Consider the following 19,859-nt stretch of genomic DNA (forward strand, 5'->3'; position numbering starts at 1 on the left):
TGGATTAAACCCCCTCTCCGTAATACGTTTTATACCAACCCACAAATTTCGCAAGCCCGTCTTCAATGCTTGTTCCCGGCTTAAAGTTGATATCCCGTTCCAGGTCAGAAACGTCGGCATACGTTCTGAGCACATCCCCCGGCTGCATGTCGAGGTAGACTTTCTCGGCTTCTTTTCCTATCAATTTTTCTAATGTATTGATAAATTTCATTAACTGAACCGGCTGGTTGTTCCCGATGTTATATATTTTGTAGGGCGCAAAGCTGGTACTGAGATCATCCTTGCTCTCATCCCACTCTGCATTCGCTTTCGGGGCGAGCGGAATCAGCTTGAAGATGCCTTCCACAATATCATCGATATAGGTAAAATCGCGTTCCATCTTCCCATGGTTGAACACCTTGATCGGTTTTCCTTCGATAATGTTTTTCGTAAAGGAAAAATAGGCCATATCCGGACGACCCCACGGTCCATAAACGGTAAAGAAGCGCAGTCCCGTCGTTGGAATCTTATAGAGATGACTGTATGTATGGGCCATTAACTCGTTGGACTTCTTCGTAGCGGCATAGAGACTCACGGGGTGATCTACATTATGGTTCGTGGAAAAAGGCGCCACTTTATTTCCTCCATAAACGGAACTCGATGATGCATAAAGCAAGTGCTTCACTGGATAGTTTCGCGCAGCTTCCAGGATGTTCATGAACCCGGTAAGATTCGAGTCCACGTAAGCATACGGATTTTCGATTGAGTAGCGGACTCCCGCTTGCGCCGCCAAGTTGATCACTATATCCGGTCTGTAGGTTGCGAAAATCTCGTCCACTGCTGGCTTGTCCTTCAGATCCACTTGGTGAAAGGTGAAGTTGGCGTGGTTTGGATGTTTTTGTAACTGTGCAAGTCGATCGTCTTTTAATTTAGGTGTATAGTAATTGTTCAGGTTGTCTAGGCCGATCACCTGATAGCTTTGATTGAGTAAAAGATGGGTAAGGTGGAACCCAATAAACCCGGCTGCACCAGTGACTAGTATTTTATTCATATGAGAAACTCCCTGTTTTGTCTATTAATGTTGGGCATGGCTATGCCATTCTACCTATTTATTATAGAACATTATCGGAGTTTTGGGATTACAAATAATAGAAAAAGTGGGGACTTATACAAGTGGGGGTATTTATTTGTAATGGTTCCACCAATGTGAGCAGAATCTTATTTCCCGTGACCTGAACTCTATTTCCTGTGACCTGGACCCCTGATTTTGTGACCTGGAACCTCAATTTTGTGACCTGGGGAGGAAACTTGCGCCCATTTGTTGAAATAATCTGCAAAGGAGGGATTCAATGGAGCAAAAGAAACGTCAAATACCTCTATGGATTCAGGCGGATGAAGCTGTTTTGGGACGGCTTTGTCAAGATCATAAAAAAAGGTCCTCACTTAGCGAGAGTTTGAAAAAATGTTGGACTGGTTATCGTGGTGAACTCCAGCTCGACTATCATCTAAGCTTTTTGCCAAAAAGGGAGTACATTCTTTTGCCCTCGGCGCGGCTTGTTGTGGGTGACAAGGTTTGTCAGATTGATTCCCTGGTGATCACTCCTAACGTCCTTATTATTATCGAGTCGAAAAACTTTGGCGGGGAATTGGAATATGATCAGAATCTAAACCGTCTTGTCAGGAGGTATCAAAATCAAGAGATTTCCTACTCAGATCCCATCATGCAGGCCAAAAGGCAACGAATTCTTCTCCAGCGCTGGCTTCACGAAAACAAATTTAAGCCCTGTCCAATTGACTTTCTCGTCTCTCTTGGAGATGCTACCACGCTGATTACGACTAACGGCCCGAAAGATATTTTCCGAAAGATTGCTTATGTCGAGCAAATCCCCGAAAGAATCCAAGGAATACGGCTTTCCCACAAGGAGACGAACCTATCCCCTTACTTCATGCAAAAACTTTCCGAACAACTACAAAAAGCACACACTCCCCCTGACTATGATCCACTTCAATATCACGGGGTTGAATCCAAGGATTTGATCACTGGAGTGAGATGCCCTTCCTGCAGTAAATTCCCAATGGAACGAATTAAACAGGCGTGGTTCTGCTCCCACTGCTGCGCACACGATCCTGATGCACACCGCCAGGCTATTCAAGAGTATCTTTTGATTCATAGGAAGATCACCAACAAGCAGTGCCGGGAATTCCTCGGTGTTCATTCGATTAATAAGTGTACGCGCTGGCTTCAGGAGTTGGAGTTGCCATCTGTTGGCGCAGGTCGACACAGAGTTTATTACAGGGATACAGGTCGGGGTATTTATCTGTAATGATTACACCAATGTGAGCAGGATCTTATTTCCCGTGACCTGAACTCTATTTCCTGTGCCCTGGACCCCTGATTTTGTGACCTGGAACCTCAATTTTGTGACCTGGGGAGGGATTGGGTATTGGGTATGTTTTGCGGAGAAATCCGAGGCTGAGAGACCCCAAAACCCCTTCAGATCCCCCCCCGCAAACAGCTTTTCACCATGGTTTTGACCATGGTAAGAGCGAAACCAGAATAATTATGATAAAATTTTAAATATAAACTTAACTAAAGGAGGACCAACAATGAGCACATGGAAAATCATCCCCATCATGAGCGGGGAGTTCCCTAGCTTTGAAAAATCGGGTTTCACTTATTTAAGAGATTCAGGAAAAAAGATTAAGGCTCCTATTCCGGTGTGGTTGCTGCAGAATGGGGAGCGAAATATCCTGGTTGATACGGGGATTGGAGATCTGGGGTTAGTGGAAAAGTACCACTATCCGGTTATCAAACATGATCTAGAACACTCTCTGAGATCCCACAACGTCACGCCAAGCGAAATTGATCTCGTGATTTGGACGCATCTGCATTGGGATCATTGCCAGAATGTGGAGCTTTTTGAGAATGCTAAATTCCTGGTACAAAAAACCGAGATCAAATACGCGATCTCCCCCATGCCTGTACATAGAAAAGCTTACGAGATTGGCATCAAGGGATTGAAGCCGAATTGGCTTGAGGTCATTGATCGGATTGAGGTGGTCGATGGGGACGCGGACATCGCGGAGGGGATCAAGGTATTTCTGCATCCCGGTCATTCACCCGGTTTTCAAAGTATCTTGGTAAACGAAACGTATCTGATCGCCGGAGATAATATCCCCCTACTGGAAAATTGGAACGCAGAAAATCCGCTTGAATCGATTCCAAATGGTGTGCACGGGAATCTTGCGGATTATTACAAGACATTCCAGAAAATAAAAGAAATCGACGCCGTTGTGCTGCCTGGGCATGACTACGCTATTTTTGAGCGACCTTATTATGATTAGGAGATAAAAGATGAATTGGCTATTTGCTTTGTTTGGAGTTCTCGGTGGGGTGGCCATTGGGGTACAAGCCTCGATTAATGGGGGACTTGGGAAAAAGATTGGGGCGATCGAGGGTTCATTGGTGTCCTTTGCGATCGGCACAGTGGTGTTGCTGCTATTATTTATCTTTTTTGGAAAGGGGCAGATTCTATCGGTTGGTTCTGTGCCAAAATGGCAGCTTACTGGTGGATTGCTCGGGGCTTTCTATATCTTTATCAGTATCTTGATTGTCCCCAAGATCGGGGTTGCCACTTCGCTGATTACGGTGATTGTTGGTCAGGTGGCGATGGGTACGTTGATTGACCACTTTGGATTATTTGGCGGGCGGCAAATTCCTGTGGATTGGCAGCGAGTTTTAGCGATTGTTTTGTTGTGTGCTGCATTGTATTTTTTCTACCGCGATTAGAAGAGAAATCCTGAGTTGGTGCTGTGAGGGGATGCTCCCCTCTACTCCAGCACCTCTCGCATTCTGCGGATAAACCACATCGAGCCAAGCCCGATTACTGCTAGGTAAAGCTCGATGATCCATAAACTTTTGATGTGTCCAGTTTGGTAAAAGGCAACCGGATAGTCGATCACCGCGTGGATGAGGATAGCATAAATGACGTAAGCGAACCTACGCCTTACAACGCCAAGCAGGACGAGCAAGGATAAAGCGATCTGCATGAAAGCAGCAAAGAATCGTTCGACGCTTGCTAGTAAATAGTAGGAACTTCCCTGGTTCAGTAAGGTTTCTTTAATCATCGCCAACTGTTCACCAGGAATTCCCCCGCCCAACGAAGATTCAAACGTCCCTTGGTTGATCATCACGGCAAACATCAGATTTGGCACCATCATCATCAACGTTAAGGCAACCGCCTCAATCCCACCCCAACCGATCCCAAAGGAAATCCCGCCTTTGTAATCGAGGTATTTTTTGAGCAACCAAGTGAACAGAACAAATCGCCCCAGCTCCTCGAAGACCCCTGCTGCCAACCCGCCATACAATCCGAATAGCCATGGGTGTCCAGGAAAATTGGGAAAGTTGGTAAACACAACAAAGTGCAAGGCCTTCTCCAAAACCTGGGTGACCACGAGAAATCCGATCGTTCCGATAATCAGCGGCTTTACATAAATCCCTACTTTTCTCTTGTAAAACACGATCAACCCGACAAACAACACAATTGAAAAGACGATGGAAAACGCCATCGCCCCTATTGTCATACTGCTAACCATGTGAAATCCCCCCCGATTATTTTGTTGGGTGATATTTTTACCTTATTTTACCACGCGCATACTAAGAAGGGGAATGACGGGTTTCAATAGGCGGTGGATCTCCGCTTATCCCCTCAATCCAAGTCCAAAAGGGTACAACCCCGGAATCTCGACGGGCAACTTTCCTGTCGGGTTGAGCTCACCAACGATAATATCTACCGCTGCATCCAAGGACTTCGGATGTGTGCTGTATGTTGCTAGGTAGGCGTCCACCTCTGGAAAGGCGGCAATGTCGTATGGATTGCGAACGGCCACGACAATTACAGGCTTACCTGATTGCAACAAGTTCTGGACGAAATTTTGCTGTGGGCTGTCCTGTCGCACATTGGATGTGGACACAACCACAGCATTCTGCTTTTCGGCAAGCGAAAAGACATCCGTAGATTCATTGCTAGCCAGCTCAACATTAATTCCGTACTCTTCCAAACTTTTAGCGATTCGCTTGTTCACATCCTCTCCATACCCCGTCACTAGAACTCGGCGGATTTTCTCACGATTCAAAGGAAGGTGGTATTTTTGAGCTGTGATGCGTTGTCTACACCGTAAAGGATTTGATTTTCCTTTACATTCACCGGGCTTTGATCGTCCAGGCTTTCCCCGTAAACATGGACCATAAACATCCGTCCAAACAAAAGCGAAGCCTCTCTTTTCAAAGGCTTCGCCATTTCCATGCGTCGGTATTCGGGTGGGTAAAGGGAACCATCACCTTTCCTCTTCTTCACTATAGGGAATCCCTGAAAACAAATCTGCCAAAGTTGCCGCCCGTACCTGATCATCGGTATGGACGGGTGATTGGTCGCCATCCCGTTTGACCAGCAGTTGATCCATTTCTTCCATCTGTTTTTCAGCCAGTTTTTCCAATCCTTTTTGCAGTAATTCCTTTTGATCGTCCAAGTACATCACCACCTTTACACTGGTAATGTCCCCCAATTACAGGGCCTGCATTCAGCCAATGGCACCCCACACTCCACCCGGTTTCTCCCGTTTTCCTTTGCTCTATACAAGGCTTGGTCCACTCGGATCACCAGCTGGCTAGTTTGATCTCCTTTGTGAAAAGTGGCAACGCCAAAACTGCCAGTTTTCTTCTGGTCGAGTGGGAATGAGTGTGCTTCGATGGCTTCGCGTAGTGTATTTGCCACAATGAATGCTTCGTGGAGTGATGTATTCGGGCAAATAATCAAAAATTCTTCCCCGCCCCAACGACCAGCCAAATCTGTATCCCGAATAGTATGCTTGATGATTTTCGCTACGGACTTTAGCACTTGATCCCCTACATCATGACCATAGTGGTCATTGACCAGTTTGAAATCGTCTATATCCATGAGGATGACGGAAAGGGGAGTGGCATGCTGCTCCGCGATTTGCATCTTCACCCTAAGATAATTTTCCATCTGATAGCGATTTGGGATTTGGGTTAGAAAGTCTGTCGTTGATAATTTAATTAAGCGCGCGTTTGCTTTTTCCAGGTTTTTCGTGCGTTCTGAAACCAATCTTTCCAGCCTTTGGTTTAATAGGTTTTGCTCTTCTTCGCGTTGTCTTTTAAGGGAATTAATTTTGTCGGCCAGAGCTAGCGATAATAGAATAGCCTCCATTGCGGCTGCCGCAGCAGGGATCATTTCGAAAAATGACGGATGAAAAGGAAGCACTGCGGTTAGGCATAGCACTTGAGCTGTAATGCAAATTAACAAAATGCTCCAACCTGCGAGATAGAGCCTGGCTGCTTTGTTTCCTTTGGACATGGTCAGCAAACCAGCGATCCACAAACAAATGGGTGACACTATGCCAAGTACGAATGCCATCAAATCAACAAAGTAGGATTCCGGTAAAACAAAAACGAGCACAAAAAATAGAATGGAAAGGCCAGACAAGATCGATAACATCGTATTCATTCTAGGTAAATTTTGTTTAGTGGTGAGAAACTCTTTTCCGAAGAGAATCATACAGAAATTAAGCAAATGATAGACTAAAGGAATGGACCGCTCCAGGATCCAAGCTGGAACCCATTTCCCTAGATACTCCAAATCCATTGTGTTCATAGCCGCCTGGTAAAACAAGAAACTCACAATATAGAAAACGTAATAAAGGTACATCTTTTCTTTAATTGAAAAAAAGAGAAACAGGTTGTACAGCATTAGCGATGCCATGAAACCGTAGAAAATCCCGGACCAAAACTTATATTGCATACTATTTTGGATAAATCCCTGTTCTGTGTGTAAATAGGACATAAAAGTAATGGGCAAATTACCGGATAGCTTAAAATACACAAGGTGTGTGGAAGGATCTGTGATGTGAAATAAGAATGAGCGGTAAGGGATCGGCTGATTAGCCAGATAATCAACGCCCCTTTTCTCTATGGTGTATGAACCGTCCTTGTTCACGAGGTAGGCCTCGATTTGTGATAATTTGTCGATGTTTTCAATCCAGTATGCGCTGTTTGGTTCGCTCGCTACTTTTTGCAATTCGAGTTTAAGCCAAATCGTATCATTCGTGTAGCCAAAGAATAAATATTTCGATTCACTCGGCAGGAATTGATCATCGTACTTACCACTTAGAATCGATGTAATCGTTGCACTTCCAGTCGGATCTTTAAAAACTTCGTAATGCTGCCCTAATGGGATCGCTTGTTGTGATCCGTTTTGGTCATTCGGACTGCTACTAAAACCTGCTAGCATGATGGCAATGGTAATAATTAGTCCTAGTTTTAAATTTAGGATGACATTTTGATTCATCAATAGCGGACACTCCAATAGTACTTTCGCCTTATATAACTACTATAAACTTGTGTTCTTAACAAATTCTTAACAAATAGGGTGCAGGGCAGGAAATTCCCTGGAATGTTTGGTGTTCATCTGTCTTTTGCGGTCCTATGGGCATTCTCCCTTTAAGTCAGGATGGGGTGGAGGTCTTCCAACCTAAATCCAAAAATCCTACAGGAAAAAACTCTCCCTTTGCCTTACCCACCCCAGATAATCCGCAAATGCCGCATGCATATCATATTTCGGTTGATAAATCCTTTCCTCCACCAACCTTTGAATTGACATGGGGGCTGGATCGGCCGGAAGAAACAGACGAATATTTCCTTCTTCCGAGGAATCCAACGTATAAGAAAAATCGGGGAACTCCTCTGCCAATCGTTCGCACCATTGAACAAGAGACCACTTCTTCCCTGAACCAATCTGATAGACCGTGTTCTTCCACTCGTTTGTTTCTAGTAACCCAGTAAGTGCTCCGGCCACGTCCCGGCTGTATATCCAGTCCCTGACCCCTGCGCCTGGAAGTACTGCTTTTTCTCCTTTTAAGGCGAGGCGCAATGCTTGAAAGGGGGCACTGAATGTATCCCGATAGCCTGTTTCATGTTCCCATGGACCAAAAACATGCCCAATCCGCGCAATAATCACGGGGAGATCAAATAAATCGCGGTACCGCCCGCAAACCTGGTCTGCAGCATATTTACTGATTTCATATAAAGAAATGGGATATGCGTGTCGTTCCTCTTCCTTCAGCACATCCACTTCAAAAGCATAAGCCCCGTAAATAGAGACGGAACTCATATATATCAACTTTTCTAATGAAAATTCTCGCGCTAGCTCCAACATATGAACGGTGCCCATCAGATTCACATCAATAATTTGCGAAGCCATCTTTTTCTCTCGTTGAACATCTGGGGTGATCACGGCACCGTGAATGCAGCTTTGAAAACGACATTCTTTAAAAAGCGAGCGGAGCCGCTCAACATCGTGGATGTCCCCAGCAACAAATTGATAGGAACCTCGACGATTTTCAAACGATTGGATGGCCTCGGAAACAAAGGGTGTCTTCGCATAGATCACTACATCATGGCCGTGGTCTAGAAGCTTTTCCACCAGATTAATGCCTACAAAACCCGTTCCACCTGTTAATAGAACTCTCATTCTAACCACTTCTCCCTTCTTAAACAAACAGACCTTCTCACACGAAGGCCTGTTTGTTTTTCCTTCAATTAGACTTCCAATTCCTTTTGAGGATATTTCTTGGCAATCCAATACTTCATTAACAGATAGTAAACAAGACCTCCAATGATCATGGAGACGAAAAAGGCGTAATCAGGGACCAATATACCGGATAAAATTCCTGGTATAAATACGATGAAGGCAGCAGGATTAAAGTTTTTAAAATACGTATATTGACCTCCTGGGGTATATAGATCCTCAAGATTTAACTGTCTTTTTCTTAATAAATGATAGTCGCTTACCATAATCCCGAGGATCGGTCCTAGTAAACAGGCAATCACCAATAAAATGGTCGGGATAAATTCGGCAAAAGCCCAAGGTTTAATTAATAACCCAATTACACCGGCGGCGATTACGGCATCCCGGTATTTGATCTTCTTCGGGAAAAGATTGACGAAAACGTATCCTGGCGGCATTAGATTTTGCCCTGTATTGGATGCGACCTGCGCAAAGACTACAAAAGCTCCCAGTACAAAAACAAGTACAAATGGGTTGTCACCAAAAACAGTGGTCATCACTGTAATCGGATTCCATTCACCCGTGGCAATTCCGCTGGTTAATCCAATGAATACAAAAAGCGCCATAGGAATGATTAATCCCCAAAATTGGGCATGCATGCTTCCCCGATTTAATTTTCCAAAAGAGGGATCATCCCCTTTTTTCAGGAACCTCGTAATATCGGAGATATTGACGGCCATCGTAATTTGCGCTCCAGCCATGATCGCCATTGCGGTAATAAAGCTGAACCCGCCTTCACCTGCGACGAGAAAAGAGCTAAACGTCAGATTATATTTTGTGATAAGGAAATATTCAATGTATAGACCCGTTAAAATCAAAACAGGAGTAGCCACCCAATCAAACTTTTCAATGGCATTGATCCCCATCGCCGTATTTATAATCTGAAATATACCAAATATTATGATGATTAATGTCAGGCTATCAAACCCAAATAATAATTTCGTAATCTCATTAATAGCTAAGGCACCTAACCAGGTTTGGAAACCAAACCAAAAGATCGCAGGCAGCGCACGAATCAATCCGGGGATATGAGCGCCTAAGTAGCCAAATGGTGCCCGAACGTAGACAGAATAAGGAATTCCGTGCTTTAGGCCAATGTCTCCAGTTAAAACAAGTAAGATCCATACCAAAACATTTCCCAAGGCAGCGGTTAAGACGATACTAAACGGCGAAAGTGCAGGGTACAACTGCGCACCCATAATAAACGCTACAAGTTGGACATACATTCCCACATTGATCATAAAGAATCCCAGTGAACTGACCGTTCTTTGAGACTCCAGCGTGGGCATGATTTCCGGTCCTTTCAAACTAAGTCCCGATGGGTCACCGATATTTCCACTTGTTTCAGTTGACGGTTTCATATCAACACCCCATTCAATTTAAAATCGGCTTGCCGCGTTTGATAAACTGTCCTCGAAACGAATCATCTTTGAGGTTTCCGTTTGCAATGATATGTTTTCCATTTATAATCGTGTGAACAGGACTTCCCGTAACCTCGAAACCTTCAAAAGGTGTATAGTCCGTTTGCATATGCAGATTTTGCGCTGTGATCTGAAAGCGGGTACGTGGGTCAAAAACGACCACATCCGCATCACTTCCAATCCCAATTACTCCTTTTTTCGGGTACATGCCCATTAATTTGGCTGCTTTTGTTGAGGTGAAGTCGACAAACTGGTTGATAGTGATCCGGTTTTTCATGACGGCCTCCGAGAAGAACACCGTTCCCCTCGTTTCAATTCCTGGTAGCCCATTTGGCGCTTTATAAAATTCTGTTTTGTATTTATTCTTCTGTTCTGTATCATAGCAGCAATGATCACTGTTAATTACGTCGATGAGGCCACTTTGCACCATTTCCCAGAGTCCATCGATTTCATGGGCTGGTCTTAACGGTGGGCTACAGATGTAATTTTGCCCATCTTCTCCGTTATAGAATTGATCTGACAGCATTAAATAATGGGGGCACACTTCAGTAAAAACAGGCAATCGGTTTCTGTAAGTCTTCAGTTGTTCCTTTACCATTCCCGTACTCATATGAACAAAGATCGCTGGCGCCTCTGTATGCTCAATGAGTGTTAGCAAGCTAGAGACGGCCTCTGCTTCAGCAATCGACGGTCTGCTGAGAGGATGATACATAGGCGTTGTTTTTCCATTTTTGATAAATTCATTGATTTGGTAATCAATAATATCATCGCTTTCCGCATGAAACTTTGCCAAGCCGCCTTTTTCCTTGATGATCTTCAATACTTGCAAAATTTCCCCTTTTCCCACCATCACAACGTCTTTATACACCGTAAACATTTTAATCGTCGGAATGCCGCCGGTAATCAGTTCCGCTACATCGCGATACGATTCGTCATTTCCATTTGTCACACACCCGTGAAACGAATAGTTGATTACGGATTGATTGTCTGCTTCCTCCTTTCTCCGGACAACAGCATCCAACGGAGTTTCCCCTTTGTAAGGAATGGCAAACTCCACCATGGTGGTCGTTCCTCCAAACGCCGCGGCGAGTGATGCGTTGTAGAACGAATCGAGGGTTGTAAATTCCCCCATCTTTAAATTGACATGGACATGGGAGTCAATGAAACCCGGTAAGACGTATTGCCCTTTAGCATCAATGACCTCTTTGGATTCTGGAAAATACGCTGAATCTCCCAACATCACCACCTTTCCATCTTTGATTCCAACATCCTGCTTGGCGGAACCGTTCGCATTGACAACGGTTCCATTTTTAATCATTAAATCGAGCATCGCTTCTCCTCCCCGCTTAAGTCAGGAATAAATCCTGAAGATGTGAAATATGGTGCTGCATGGCTTTTGAGGCTTGGATTTGATCCTTATTGCGAATGGCCGCTAGAATCTCTTCGTGTTCCTTTATTTGGTGCTGCTTTGCCTCCATGGAAACTAAAGCTTTTTTGTTGAGAAACCCCCACAGTGGGTGATGATCCATCTGGAAGAGGCTTTCCGCTATGCTTTGCAGTACCTCGTTATTGATTGAGCGAGCCAATAACCGATGGAAATGGAGCCCTTTGAGGACAAATTCATCGACGTCCAGATCTGCCATGTGTTCCCTCATCCAATCAATGGTTTCTTGCATCTCCGTCAGATCATCTTCTGTGGCCCTTTCTACTGCAAGCGTGACTACCAAAGATTCAATATAGTGCCTGGCTTCTACTAATTCAAAGGGACTGGAATTTTTCAGGCTTTCCATTTCAAGTCTGAAATTGTGAGCCCTCCCTTTGACATATGAGCCGTCTCCGACCTTAATCTCCACCACACCTAAAACTTCTAAAATGGCCAGAGCCTCTCTCACCGAAGGCCGACTCACCCCCATTTGTGCGGCAATCTCTCGCTCCGGTGGAAGTTTGTCGTTGACCTGCAAATCTCCGCGTTCTATTAATTGATTGATTTCCTCAGCGATTCGAACATATAGTTTTTCTGATTTTTTAATGTTTTTAAAGACCAAAGCCTGCTCCCACCTCTTTTAAGATTGATGTAAAAAGCCAGAGGGTCAATTTGCCTGACCAATTTTCCTGATTTTGCTACTATCTTATTTTTCTGTTGGAGTTTTATGCCAATAAAAATCATCAACTGTCATAGAGTGTTGAAAAAGTGCACCTATGGCCATTCTCCCTTTGGGTCAGGAATTTGAAGAGGACAGAAGCGCAAAGCCATGGTCTATTATGTAATACATCACATAACTCCTTGTCCTTTTTTATCACCCCCTTTTCTTAATCAACATAGTATGTATAAAGGTGGTGGTGAACGATGGAGCTTTCACTGACAAGCTTTATGATTTATACCCTGTGGGCTGTATACGGACTTCTAATTATTGATTTTCTATTTGCTGCTTTTCAGTCCTTTTGGGTCGGCTCTTTCAGCCCTGCAATCGTATCGGATTGTCTAAAAGGGGTGCTGTACTACGTCTTCCCCTTGTATGTCATTTTAATTACGATTCCGATGGATCCTACTGGATGGATTCTAGCGATATTTTATTTTGTCTGCGGCTTTGGCGTTATGCTTAAGTATGCCATTGACATTAAAGGGAGATTTTAGGCCTTCTATTCTGAAGGCTTTTTTTGTCTAAATGATTCTTTAAAAAATGGAGATGTGATGCGATGGGCAATTATCAGTGGGTCAAGTGGCGAAAGTTGATTCTTTGGATGGTATCTTTGATCTTGTTCGGGATATTGTTGGTTGCTGGGGGGCCAACTTACTGGCAGATCGTGTTGACGATTATTGGATTTGCTTTACAGCTCCTTTTTGCCATGTCATTTATGATTGTTCAATTTGTTGCCCTCTTTTGGTTTTTGGCTCGGGGGCGGACGTATTGGATTTTGCCTGGTGAAACGGGGTCGACTTGGGAGGATTACCGGGGAAACCCAGAAATTGTGGAAAATGCCAAACGGATCGTTACTTTGCTAAAAGGGGTGAAGGAGTTTAAGGAAATGGGAGGGGAGGCCATCCGGGGGTTGCTGCTTTGCGGACCGCCGGGCACAGGAAAGTCCTATCTGGCTCAGGTAATCGCGAATGAAGCACAGGTCCCTTTTGCTTATGCCTCTGCTCCCAGCTTTCAAAATATGTTTTTTGGTGTCGGAAATCTGAAAGTAATGCGCCTATACAAAAAAGCTCGCAAGCTTGGGCGTGTATATGGGGCCTGCATTATTTTTATCGATGAGGTGGACGCCATTGGGATGGCACGGCAGTCTGGTGGAATGGGCGGCGGTGGCATGTTTGGGATGGGCGGCGCAGGGTTGCTCAATGAGTTGCTTCTGCAAATGGACCCGCCGAACATTGACAATTCGAAGTTTGCCAAGTTGCTCCGCTCCCTTGGTCTGCGGCGAAAAAAAGCGGAACGTCCTGCAGTTCTGACTATCGCTGCGACCAACCTACCGGATGTGCTCGACCCTGCCCTGCTGCGGCCTGGCCGTTTTGACCGTAAGCTTTGGGTAGATGCTCCGGACTATGATGGAAGATTGGATGTATTTGAGTACTATCTTCGGAAGATCAAACGAGACTCCTCGCTCACACCGGAGCGGGCGGCTCTTGATACGATTGGCTACAGCCCGGCGCAGATCAAGCATATTGTCAATGAGTCGGTCGTCATCGCCCATCAAAGGAGTGCTGTCGCTGCAAGCTATGAGGATTTTCGAAATGCGATGGAAACGTATGAATGGGGATTGAAACAGCCTCTTCGTTCCATGAGCGACGATGAAAAGCGAAACGTGGCCTACCACGAATCCGGCCATGCAGTCGCACAATATTTGCTGAATCCACACGACCGTGTTTGGAAGGTGACCATTATTCGCCGGGGTGGAGCTTTAGGTCTTGCCGCGACGAAGCCGACACACGAACGGTATAACCGTAGTGATAGCGAGATCCTGGCTGGGATCCAAATTTGTCTGGCAGCCCGTGCGGTGGAAGAGGAATTTCTCGGCAAGAAACTAAATGGTGTTAACTCCGATCTGCGTCAAGCTACCCTTTTGGCTGGTGCTTATCTGGGAATGGTCGGCATGGGTGATGAGCTGTTCAGTTGGCTTGCCGCGGGATCACAGGCTGAAGCACTCAAGGTGCTTCGTCCGAAAATCAACGAAATGCTGCAGGATCAAATGCTGCAAGTGAAAAAGCTCGTCAAAGATCACAGCGATTTCGTCCACGCGATCGCCGAGGAACTATTGAAGCAGGGGGATCTAACCGGTGAGGAGATCGAGCAGATCTATGTACGGTTGTATGGCCATCAAAGACCGGAACCGCCGGTTGTGAAGGCTTTGGGCAAGGAAAAGTCTACCTAAGGAGGCTGACAGGGAAGGACTCAGCCTCCATCACAGAATCCCTCCTACGCTAAACCCACTGCCGCAGCCGTATAAAGCTCCAAACCATCGATGCGATCCCGATTAATATCAAGACGGCCACCGGAAGCGTGTGTCCCACAGCACCACTCAGCATCAGATCCTTTATAGCAACCAAGGCCCATCCCTGTGGTGTAAACAATGAGATTTTTTCAGCCATTTCAGATGGGCTAAAAGACCAGAAGCATCCACCAAGGAAAGCAAATAATAACGCAATTACGGGAATGCCTGACTGGAATTGTTCCCTTGTGCGAAACCAGGTGGAGGCTAGCATTCCGAGTCCGATGACAGCAAAAATATAGGCTGCGATGACCACAAAATAAGCAACTGTAGCAAATATCACCACACCAAACAATTGCTTCGCTAAAACGGCATAGATCACCACCTGCAGACCTGAAAGCAGGAATAAATAGAGCATATACCCAACGGTATAGCTTCTTAATAACCCTGGTGCGGCTAACACCCTCTTCCATGTTCCGCGTGATTTTTCTTCCAGAACCCAGCCACATTGAAACATGATAAAGAGCATGAGCGAAAGTAAAAGCATTCCGAGGCTAATCATCAAAGTAAATGAGGGGGGCTCTTGTCTTGACACCAATTCCTTCCCGTGTTCACGATACTCTAGCTGGACCAATGGTTCCGGCTCCCAAAGCGAGTCCGCATACCCCCAAGCCGTCTCCCTAAGGGAATCCCCATCCACAGTTTTCCAGTGGAATATCTGGTACATCTCCTCTACCTGATTCGCTGCGAGCGTATTGGCATAGATTCGCATCACTTCACTAGCCAGCATTTCGCCGACGATTCCGTGTGACAGCGAGCCTGGATTTTTCAGCAAGACAATGGAATCATCGACGTCCCCCTCAAGGACCTGATCCATAAATCCTTCGTTAATAATAAAAGCCGCTTCCACACGGTAGCCGCCAACAAGTTCGCGGGCCTGCTCTGCCTTAACAACTTGCACATCAATCCCCTTCCGTTGGAGGAAGCGGTCAACGATCAAGCGGGAATAATCCGTGTGGTCCAGGTCAGTAAGGGCAACGCGGATCACAGATTGCTTCTCAAAACCAGAGGAAAAGCCAAGGATCGCGGTAATGATCACCGGGAAGGCAAGCATCAAAACAAAAAATCCCAAGTCCTTTCGCAACAACTGAAAATGTAACCGAATGACATCAAAGATCATGCGCTTTTCCTCCAAAAAAGAGATACTAAACAACCCGAAAAAAATAGCATCAGAGCTCCGACTCCCGTCAGCCAAAGGATCTCATCCCACAATGAAACGGCGGGGTCGCCCGCGAAAACTTTAAGAAAACCTAACATCGCCCATTTGGTAAAGGACAAATCACTAGCCTTTTGCGCAGTTTCGTGAAGCATGTATAAGGGATAAATATTCCCACCAATTATGGAAAGCAGCAAACTTCCCAAATATCCCACAAGTTCTGCTCCTTTGGTAAACAACCCAAAGCTCGAGATCAGAAAGGTCCAAGCTGTAATAGAAAAAACGACAACGGTAAGAAAACTAAGGGTCCAGACAAGCGGATACCCTAGGTAATTTCTGAATAAAAAAGAGACCACACCTAAAATCAGCGCAAACTGCAGCCAACTCACTAAAAAGCTCCCCATAAACTTCCCTGCAAATAGCTTCCAAAGTGGTAACGGAGTCGATTTTAACCGCAGCCAAATCCTACTTTCCACCTCTTCCACCCAGGACCTGCTCTCCCTAACCCCGAGAAAAGCGAGAAAAACGACAAGCAGAGCCGCTGTAAAATACTCAGGAAGCCTGACTTTTGGAATGTCCGAAACGGTTTCTTGTTCGAAGATTTCATTACGATTCAAACTTTTTGTCATAAAGGGAAGGATAATCTCTGGCAGCTTTTGGTTCAGCCACTGTGGGTCCGCCCCGCCTTCATAGGCAAAGTGCCAAACCGTGATAATTCCACTTTGCGCAGCGGAAGCGATATTTGTTGCGCTCTCCAACTGATTTTGCAACTGCATTACTAATGTTTTCTGGGCTGGATTGCCAATTAAAATTAACGGTCGATTCTCCCCACCCTGATACATACTTTTTGTAAATCCCTCTTCCAGCAGGATGGTCCCAACGATTTGATTTTCCTCAAGCCATCTCTTGGCTGATGGCAAATCAGTCCGACGAACCTCAATAAAGTCCCTCATATACGGAGTTTGCTCTAGCTGCTTAATCATCATTTCAGTATCAAAGGTTTGATCCTCATCGACGACGGCAATGGCAAATGGCTCGGAAAACTGGCTGGAAAAAAGGTAGGGTGACAAAACCTGGGAGAACAGGACGATAAAAAGGGTAGGTATGACGAGCATAAATAGGAGGGCTTTGAAGTCTGTTAGATATCTTTTTATATGTTGAAAAATCATTGTCCCGATCATGATCAAGCCTCTTTCAAAAGGAGGGGGATGAATCGTCATCCCCCAGTTATTTTTTTAGTTAGTTGCCCGATTGCTCCACTAACCATTGCCCTAACACATAGGCATCCTCATCACTGGCCATTCCGGGCGGCATGCCCCCTCTGCCGTTAATAATAATGTCGGCGATTTCCTCTGGATAGTATTTTTCACCGACATTATATAAGGCGGGCCCTACAGCTCCGGAAAGATCTGCCGCATGGCAAGCTGCACAGGATTGACTGTACGCGGTTTGCGCATACTCCCAATCTACGCCCTCATAGTACTCCTCCCCTGTCCCTTGATCCATCGGCATGTCCATTGGGAAGTCAGTTCCGTACCCTGGGTCAACAGCGTATCCCCCGTCATATCCATATGCATATGGATCAGGTTGCGGTTGGAAGGCCGACAGCAGATCCTCTACAGGAACCCCTGCTTTTTCAAGTACATCCTTTTTGTCCTTCAAGTATTTCTCGAGTGAATCGCGCAGTTCTGTCTGGATTTTCTCCTGATCCTCTTCGGTAATACTAGCGACGTTAATCATTTGCTCTTCTTTAAGTACAGGAATCTTGGATTCTGCACCCTTCTGGATTTCCTGCTTGACTGTAAAACTTAGGGACTTAGGAACTTCTGGATCCTCGCTCTTGTCCCCTTTTAAAGTAAACTTATACTCGGCTTCGGTTTTCTTGTCCTTCTCATTTTCCGTTGTATTGTATTCAAAGTTTCCGGCTAACTTTTCCTTCGTTCCATACGAATTGTTGCTAAACGAATAATCAAATTCCCCTGATTTTTTATTGCCATCCTTGACAGTGGAATAATCAGTGGAAAATTTCCACTCGTTGTCTGGTTCACTAAAAGAAAAATCCACGTTTCCTTCTTTTCCTTTATCTTTCGGGGTTTGCGTATAGGTAAATTTCAACTCACCGTCATTCATTCCACTGTCGCTTCGGTTTTTCAACTGGATCAATTGCTGTGTGGTCTGATCCGATGTCCACTTCGCGGAACGGAATGTGAACTTATCATCATTTTCCGGATAAATGAAAACTTTCCGATCGATAATCTGATCTGAGCTATCCACTAATAGAATCATTTGCAAATCCTTCGAAAACTCCACATCCTCCAACCCCGAGCGGAAATCTTCCATGGCTGCCTGCCAATCATCTTTAAAATCGGATTTGTCTAGTTCTTTGATATCCTCATACCCATTTTCCTGAAGAAGCTTCGTGATTTTCCCATAACGCGTATAGAATAAATCGATCAGTCCCTGGTCCTTTTCCAACTTTTCACTGGTCTTTTCTAAAAAATTCTTGAATTGCTTGTCAGTAAAAGTAACGGTAATTTCGCGCCCCTTGATTTTGCTGTCCTCATCAAAGGCCACGTCAGATACCAGTTTGACCTGCTCATCTTGCAGTTCATCATAGTATAGCTTTCCATAGTTTAATAGAATCGGGGTGAGTTCCTCTTTAGGGATTTTCAGCGCATCCAAAAATTCCTCCGGCTGAACAATCCGTTTCGGCAGATTTTCTATCCCAAACTTGTCTTTCAACTCTTCCTCTTTTTTCAGATCTAGCATGGCGTATTTAGAATAAAGCTCAGGCATGCCAAAGAGCAGTCGATCCTCTTCCGCGAGAACATCAAAGCCAATAAGCTTGCTCCCGCCCATCGCCAGGCTGATTTGACTGTATTCCTTTTTCGCCTTAGGATCGCGCTCGTTTTCGATGACAATCTTGCTATCCTTCAAAATATTGCTTATCCGCTGAACATCCTCGTCGATGTAGCCATCGCCCCAGTCAATTTTCACGCCAAGCTCTGATTTGGAATGGACGGTGGAATCGAGGTAGGGCTTCACTTCAGCCATGGCATCTTGGTAGTTCTCTCCCCAGGATTCTACTGCCGTCTTCAAGCTTTTCGCTTCCGCTTCGAGGTAGATTTGCTTGGGGCTTTTAAACCAGTCAAACATTGTATACCCCGCTGCAGATCCCCCTCCTAATAGGATGGCCGCACCTACCGCGGTTAAAATGATTTTTTTCTTTAAGCCGGGGGAATTCCCGGTTTTTCCCTCATTTGTTGTTACATTCGTGTCCATATTCTCTTTGATGTCCTCCTATGGTCTATTATTCTGTGGTGTTTCAAAACTAGCAATTTTTCCATCCTCTAAGAGGGCCACTCGATCACAGTACATCATCTCATCCTCCTGATGACTCGTTAGGATGACCGTACAGCCGTTTTCGCTCATCTCCTTGATGGCCTGTAGAATATGGCGACGGGAATCGCGATCAACACCAGCTGTGGGTTCATCGAGAATGAGCAGTTCTGGTGAGTGAAGGATGGAAGCGGCGAGATTGACTTTCCTTTTCATCCCTCCAGAAAAGGTTTCAATCCGATCATTTTGGCGGTTCTTAAGCCCGACAAATGCTAAAACCTCATCAATTCTTGTACGAAGTGACGAGCCTCGCAGACCGTATGCTTTTCCCCAAAACGAAAGATTGTCCTTTACACTCAAGTTTCCGTAAAGGGCGATCTCTTGTGGAACATAGCCTATTTTCTTTTTGATTTGTGCAGCCTCTTTGTCACCCCTGATCTCTTTTCCATCGATCCAAATTTCTCCCGCAGTTGCGGGCAAGATCAACGCCAGCATGGAAAGCAGCGTCGATTTTCCTGCCCCGTTTTCTCCCTTTAGCCCCAGCATTTCCCCCCGCCTAATCTCCAGGCTGAGGTTGCTAATGACATCCTTTGTTTTCCCATACCTTTTGGTTACGTTTCTTGCCTGAATCAACGGGCCAAATTCCCCCTTTACTATCAAAAATGACATAAATTAGTTTATTAGTAATAGGATTATTGTACTACTATTATTTTACAATGCACGTTAAATTTTCCATGGTCAAATTTGGAGGTTGGTAGATTTACGTCGTTTGCCCTCTGTTGAGGAAATAAAAAAAGCCTTCAACTCAATTAAGAATTAAAGGCTTCCTTG

Annotated in this window: 19 protein-coding genes; 5 read left to right on the forward strand and 14 right to left on the reverse strand. The window is 45.1% G+C overall.

Going from position 1 to position 19,859, the window contains the following annotated elements; genetic code table 11:
- Positions 1 to 4: 4 nt before the first annotated feature.
- Positions 5 to 1,030: an NAD-dependent epimerase gene (locus tag J2Z37_RS10665; RefSeq protein ID WP_209810244.1), complete on the reverse strand. Its 1,026-nt coding sequence runs from the start codon at positions 1,028 to 1,030 to the stop codon at positions 5 to 7.
- Positions 1,031 to 1,328: 298 nt separating this feature from the next.
- Between J2Z37_RS10665 and J2Z37_RS10670 the strand changes: the two genes are divergently transcribed.
- The 3 genes from J2Z37_RS10670 to J2Z37_RS10680 all read left to right on the forward strand — a co-directional run bounded on the left by J2Z37_RS10670 (position 1,329) and on the right by J2Z37_RS10680 (position 3,769).
- Entirely contained in the window at positions 1,329 to 2,303 is a 975-nt protein-coding gene (locus J2Z37_RS10670; RefSeq protein ID WP_209810245.1) for a nuclease-related domain-containing protein, read from the forward strand.
- A 283-nt stretch (positions 2,304 to 2,586) separates the two neighbouring features.
- Positions 2,587 to 3,324, forward strand: a complete 738-nt coding sequence (locus J2Z37_RS10675; protein ID WP_209810246.1) for an N-acyl homoserine lactonase family protein — start codon at positions 2,587 to 2,589, stop codon at positions 3,322 to 3,324.
- A gap of 10 nt (positions 3,325 to 3,334) precedes the next feature.
- Positions 3,335 to 3,769 carry a DMT family transporter gene (locus J2Z37_RS10680; RefSeq protein WP_209810247.1) on the forward strand — a complete coding sequence of 145 codons (435 nt, stop codon included), beginning with the start codon at positions 3,335 to 3,337 and terminating at the stop codon, positions 3,767 to 3,769.
- A 41-nt stretch (positions 3,770 to 3,810) separates the two neighbouring features.
- On the opposite strand, the gene J2Z37_RS10685 is transcribed toward J2Z37_RS10680, so the two are convergent.
- The 9 genes from J2Z37_RS10685 to J2Z37_RS10725 all read right to left on the reverse strand — a co-directional run bounded on the left by J2Z37_RS10685 (position 3,811) and on the right by J2Z37_RS10725 (position 12,090).
- Positions 3,811 to 4,578 carry a YhfC family intramembrane metalloprotease gene (locus J2Z37_RS10685; RefSeq protein WP_209810248.1) on the reverse strand — a complete coding sequence of 256 codons (768 nt, stop codon included), beginning with the start codon at positions 4,576 to 4,578 and terminating at the stop codon, positions 3,811 to 3,813.
- 105 nt (positions 4,579 to 4,683) lie between these two features.
- Positions 4,684 to 5,118, reverse strand: a complete 435-nt coding sequence (locus J2Z37_RS10690) for a glycoside hydrolase family 3 C-terminal domain-containing protein (RefSeq protein ID WP_209810249.1) — start codon at positions 5,116 to 5,118, stop codon at positions 4,684 to 4,686.
- Entirely contained in the window at positions 5,115 to 5,339 is a 225-nt protein-coding gene (locus J2Z37_RS10695) for a hypothetical protein (RefSeq protein WP_209810250.1), read from the reverse strand. Before J2Z37_RS10695 ends, J2Z37_RS10690 begins: the two co-directional genes overlap by 4 nt.
- Complete coding sequence (locus J2Z37_RS10700; protein WP_209810251.1) at positions 5,320 to 5,511, reverse strand: hypothetical protein; 192 nt, start codon at positions 5,509 to 5,511, stop codon at positions 5,320 to 5,322. Before J2Z37_RS10700 ends, J2Z37_RS10695 begins: the two co-directional genes overlap by 20 nt.
- Before the next feature lie 14 nt (positions 5,512 to 5,525).
- Entirely contained in the window at positions 5,526 to 7,346 is a 1,821-nt protein-coding gene (locus J2Z37_RS10705; protein ID WP_245203736.1) for a sensor domain-containing diguanylate cyclase, read from the reverse strand.
- 198 nt (positions 7,347 to 7,544) lie between these two features.
- The gene (locus J2Z37_RS10710; RefSeq protein ID WP_209810253.1) at positions 7,545 to 8,528 is read right to left on the reverse strand and encodes an NAD-dependent epimerase/dehydratase family protein; all 984 of its coding nucleotides are present in this window, start codon (positions 8,526 to 8,528) and stop codon (positions 7,545 to 7,547) included.
- Between the two features lie 68 nt (positions 8,529 to 8,596).
- Entirely contained in the window at positions 8,597 to 9,985 is a 1,389-nt protein-coding gene (locus J2Z37_RS10715; RefSeq protein ID WP_209810254.1) for a cytosine permease, read from the reverse strand.
- A 13-nt stretch (positions 9,986 to 9,998) separates the two neighbouring features.
- Entirely contained in the window at positions 9,999 to 11,375 is a 1,377-nt protein-coding gene (gene hydA, locus J2Z37_RS10720) for a dihydropyrimidinase (protein WP_209810255.1), read from the reverse strand.
- Positions 11,376 to 11,391: 16 nt separating this feature from the next.
- Complete coding sequence (locus J2Z37_RS10725; RefSeq protein ID WP_209810256.1) at positions 11,392 to 12,090, reverse strand: FadR/GntR family transcriptional regulator; 699 nt, start codon at positions 12,088 to 12,090, stop codon at positions 11,392 to 11,394.
- 302 nt (positions 12,091 to 12,392) lie between these two features.
- On the opposite strand from J2Z37_RS10725, the gene J2Z37_RS10730 reads away from it, so the two are divergent.
- Positions 12,393 to 12,680: a hypothetical protein gene (locus J2Z37_RS10730; RefSeq protein WP_209810257.1), complete on the forward strand. Its 288-nt coding sequence runs from the start codon at positions 12,393 to 12,395 to the stop codon at positions 12,678 to 12,680.
- A 62-nt stretch (positions 12,681 to 12,742) separates the two neighbouring features.
- Entirely contained in the window at positions 12,743 to 14,416 is a 1,674-nt protein-coding gene (locus J2Z37_RS10735) for an AAA family ATPase (RefSeq protein WP_209810258.1), read from the forward strand.
- A gap of 49 nt (positions 14,417 to 14,465) precedes the next feature.
- On the opposite strand, the gene J2Z37_RS10740 is transcribed toward J2Z37_RS10735, so the two are convergent.
- Genes J2Z37_RS10740 through J2Z37_RS10755 form a run of 4 tightly spaced genes read right to left on the reverse strand, consistent with a single transcriptional unit; the run spans position 14,466 to position 19,697 of the window.
- A complete protein-coding gene (locus tag J2Z37_RS10740) occupies positions 14,466 to 15,653 on the reverse strand; it encodes an ABC transporter permease (protein ID WP_209810259.1) in 1,188 nt (395 codons plus the stop codon).
- The gene (locus J2Z37_RS10745; protein ID WP_209810260.1) at positions 15,650 to 16,870 is read right to left on the reverse strand and encodes an ABC transporter permease; all 1,221 of its coding nucleotides are present in this window, start codon (positions 16,868 to 16,870) and stop codon (positions 15,650 to 15,652) included. Before J2Z37_RS10745 ends, J2Z37_RS10740 begins: the two co-directional genes overlap by 4 nt.
- A 58-nt stretch (positions 16,871 to 16,928) precedes the next feature.
- Positions 16,929 to 18,971: a c-type cytochrome gene (locus tag J2Z37_RS25525; RefSeq protein ID WP_245203724.1), complete on the reverse strand. Its 2,043-nt coding sequence runs from the start codon at positions 18,969 to 18,971 to the stop codon at positions 16,929 to 16,931.
- A gap of 18 nt (positions 18,972 to 18,989) precedes the next feature.
- Positions 18,990 to 19,697, reverse strand: coding sequence for an ABC transporter ATP-binding protein (locus tag J2Z37_RS10755; protein WP_209810261.1), 708 nt, complete (start codon positions 19,695 to 19,697; stop codon positions 18,990 to 18,992).
- Positions 19,698 to 19,859 lie beyond the last annotated feature (162 nt).

This window comes from Ammoniphilus resinae (assembly GCF_017873965.1).
GTDB classification, from domain to species: Bacteria; Bacillota; Bacilli; order Aneurinibacillales; family RAOX-1; genus Ammoniphilus_A; species Ammoniphilus_A resinae.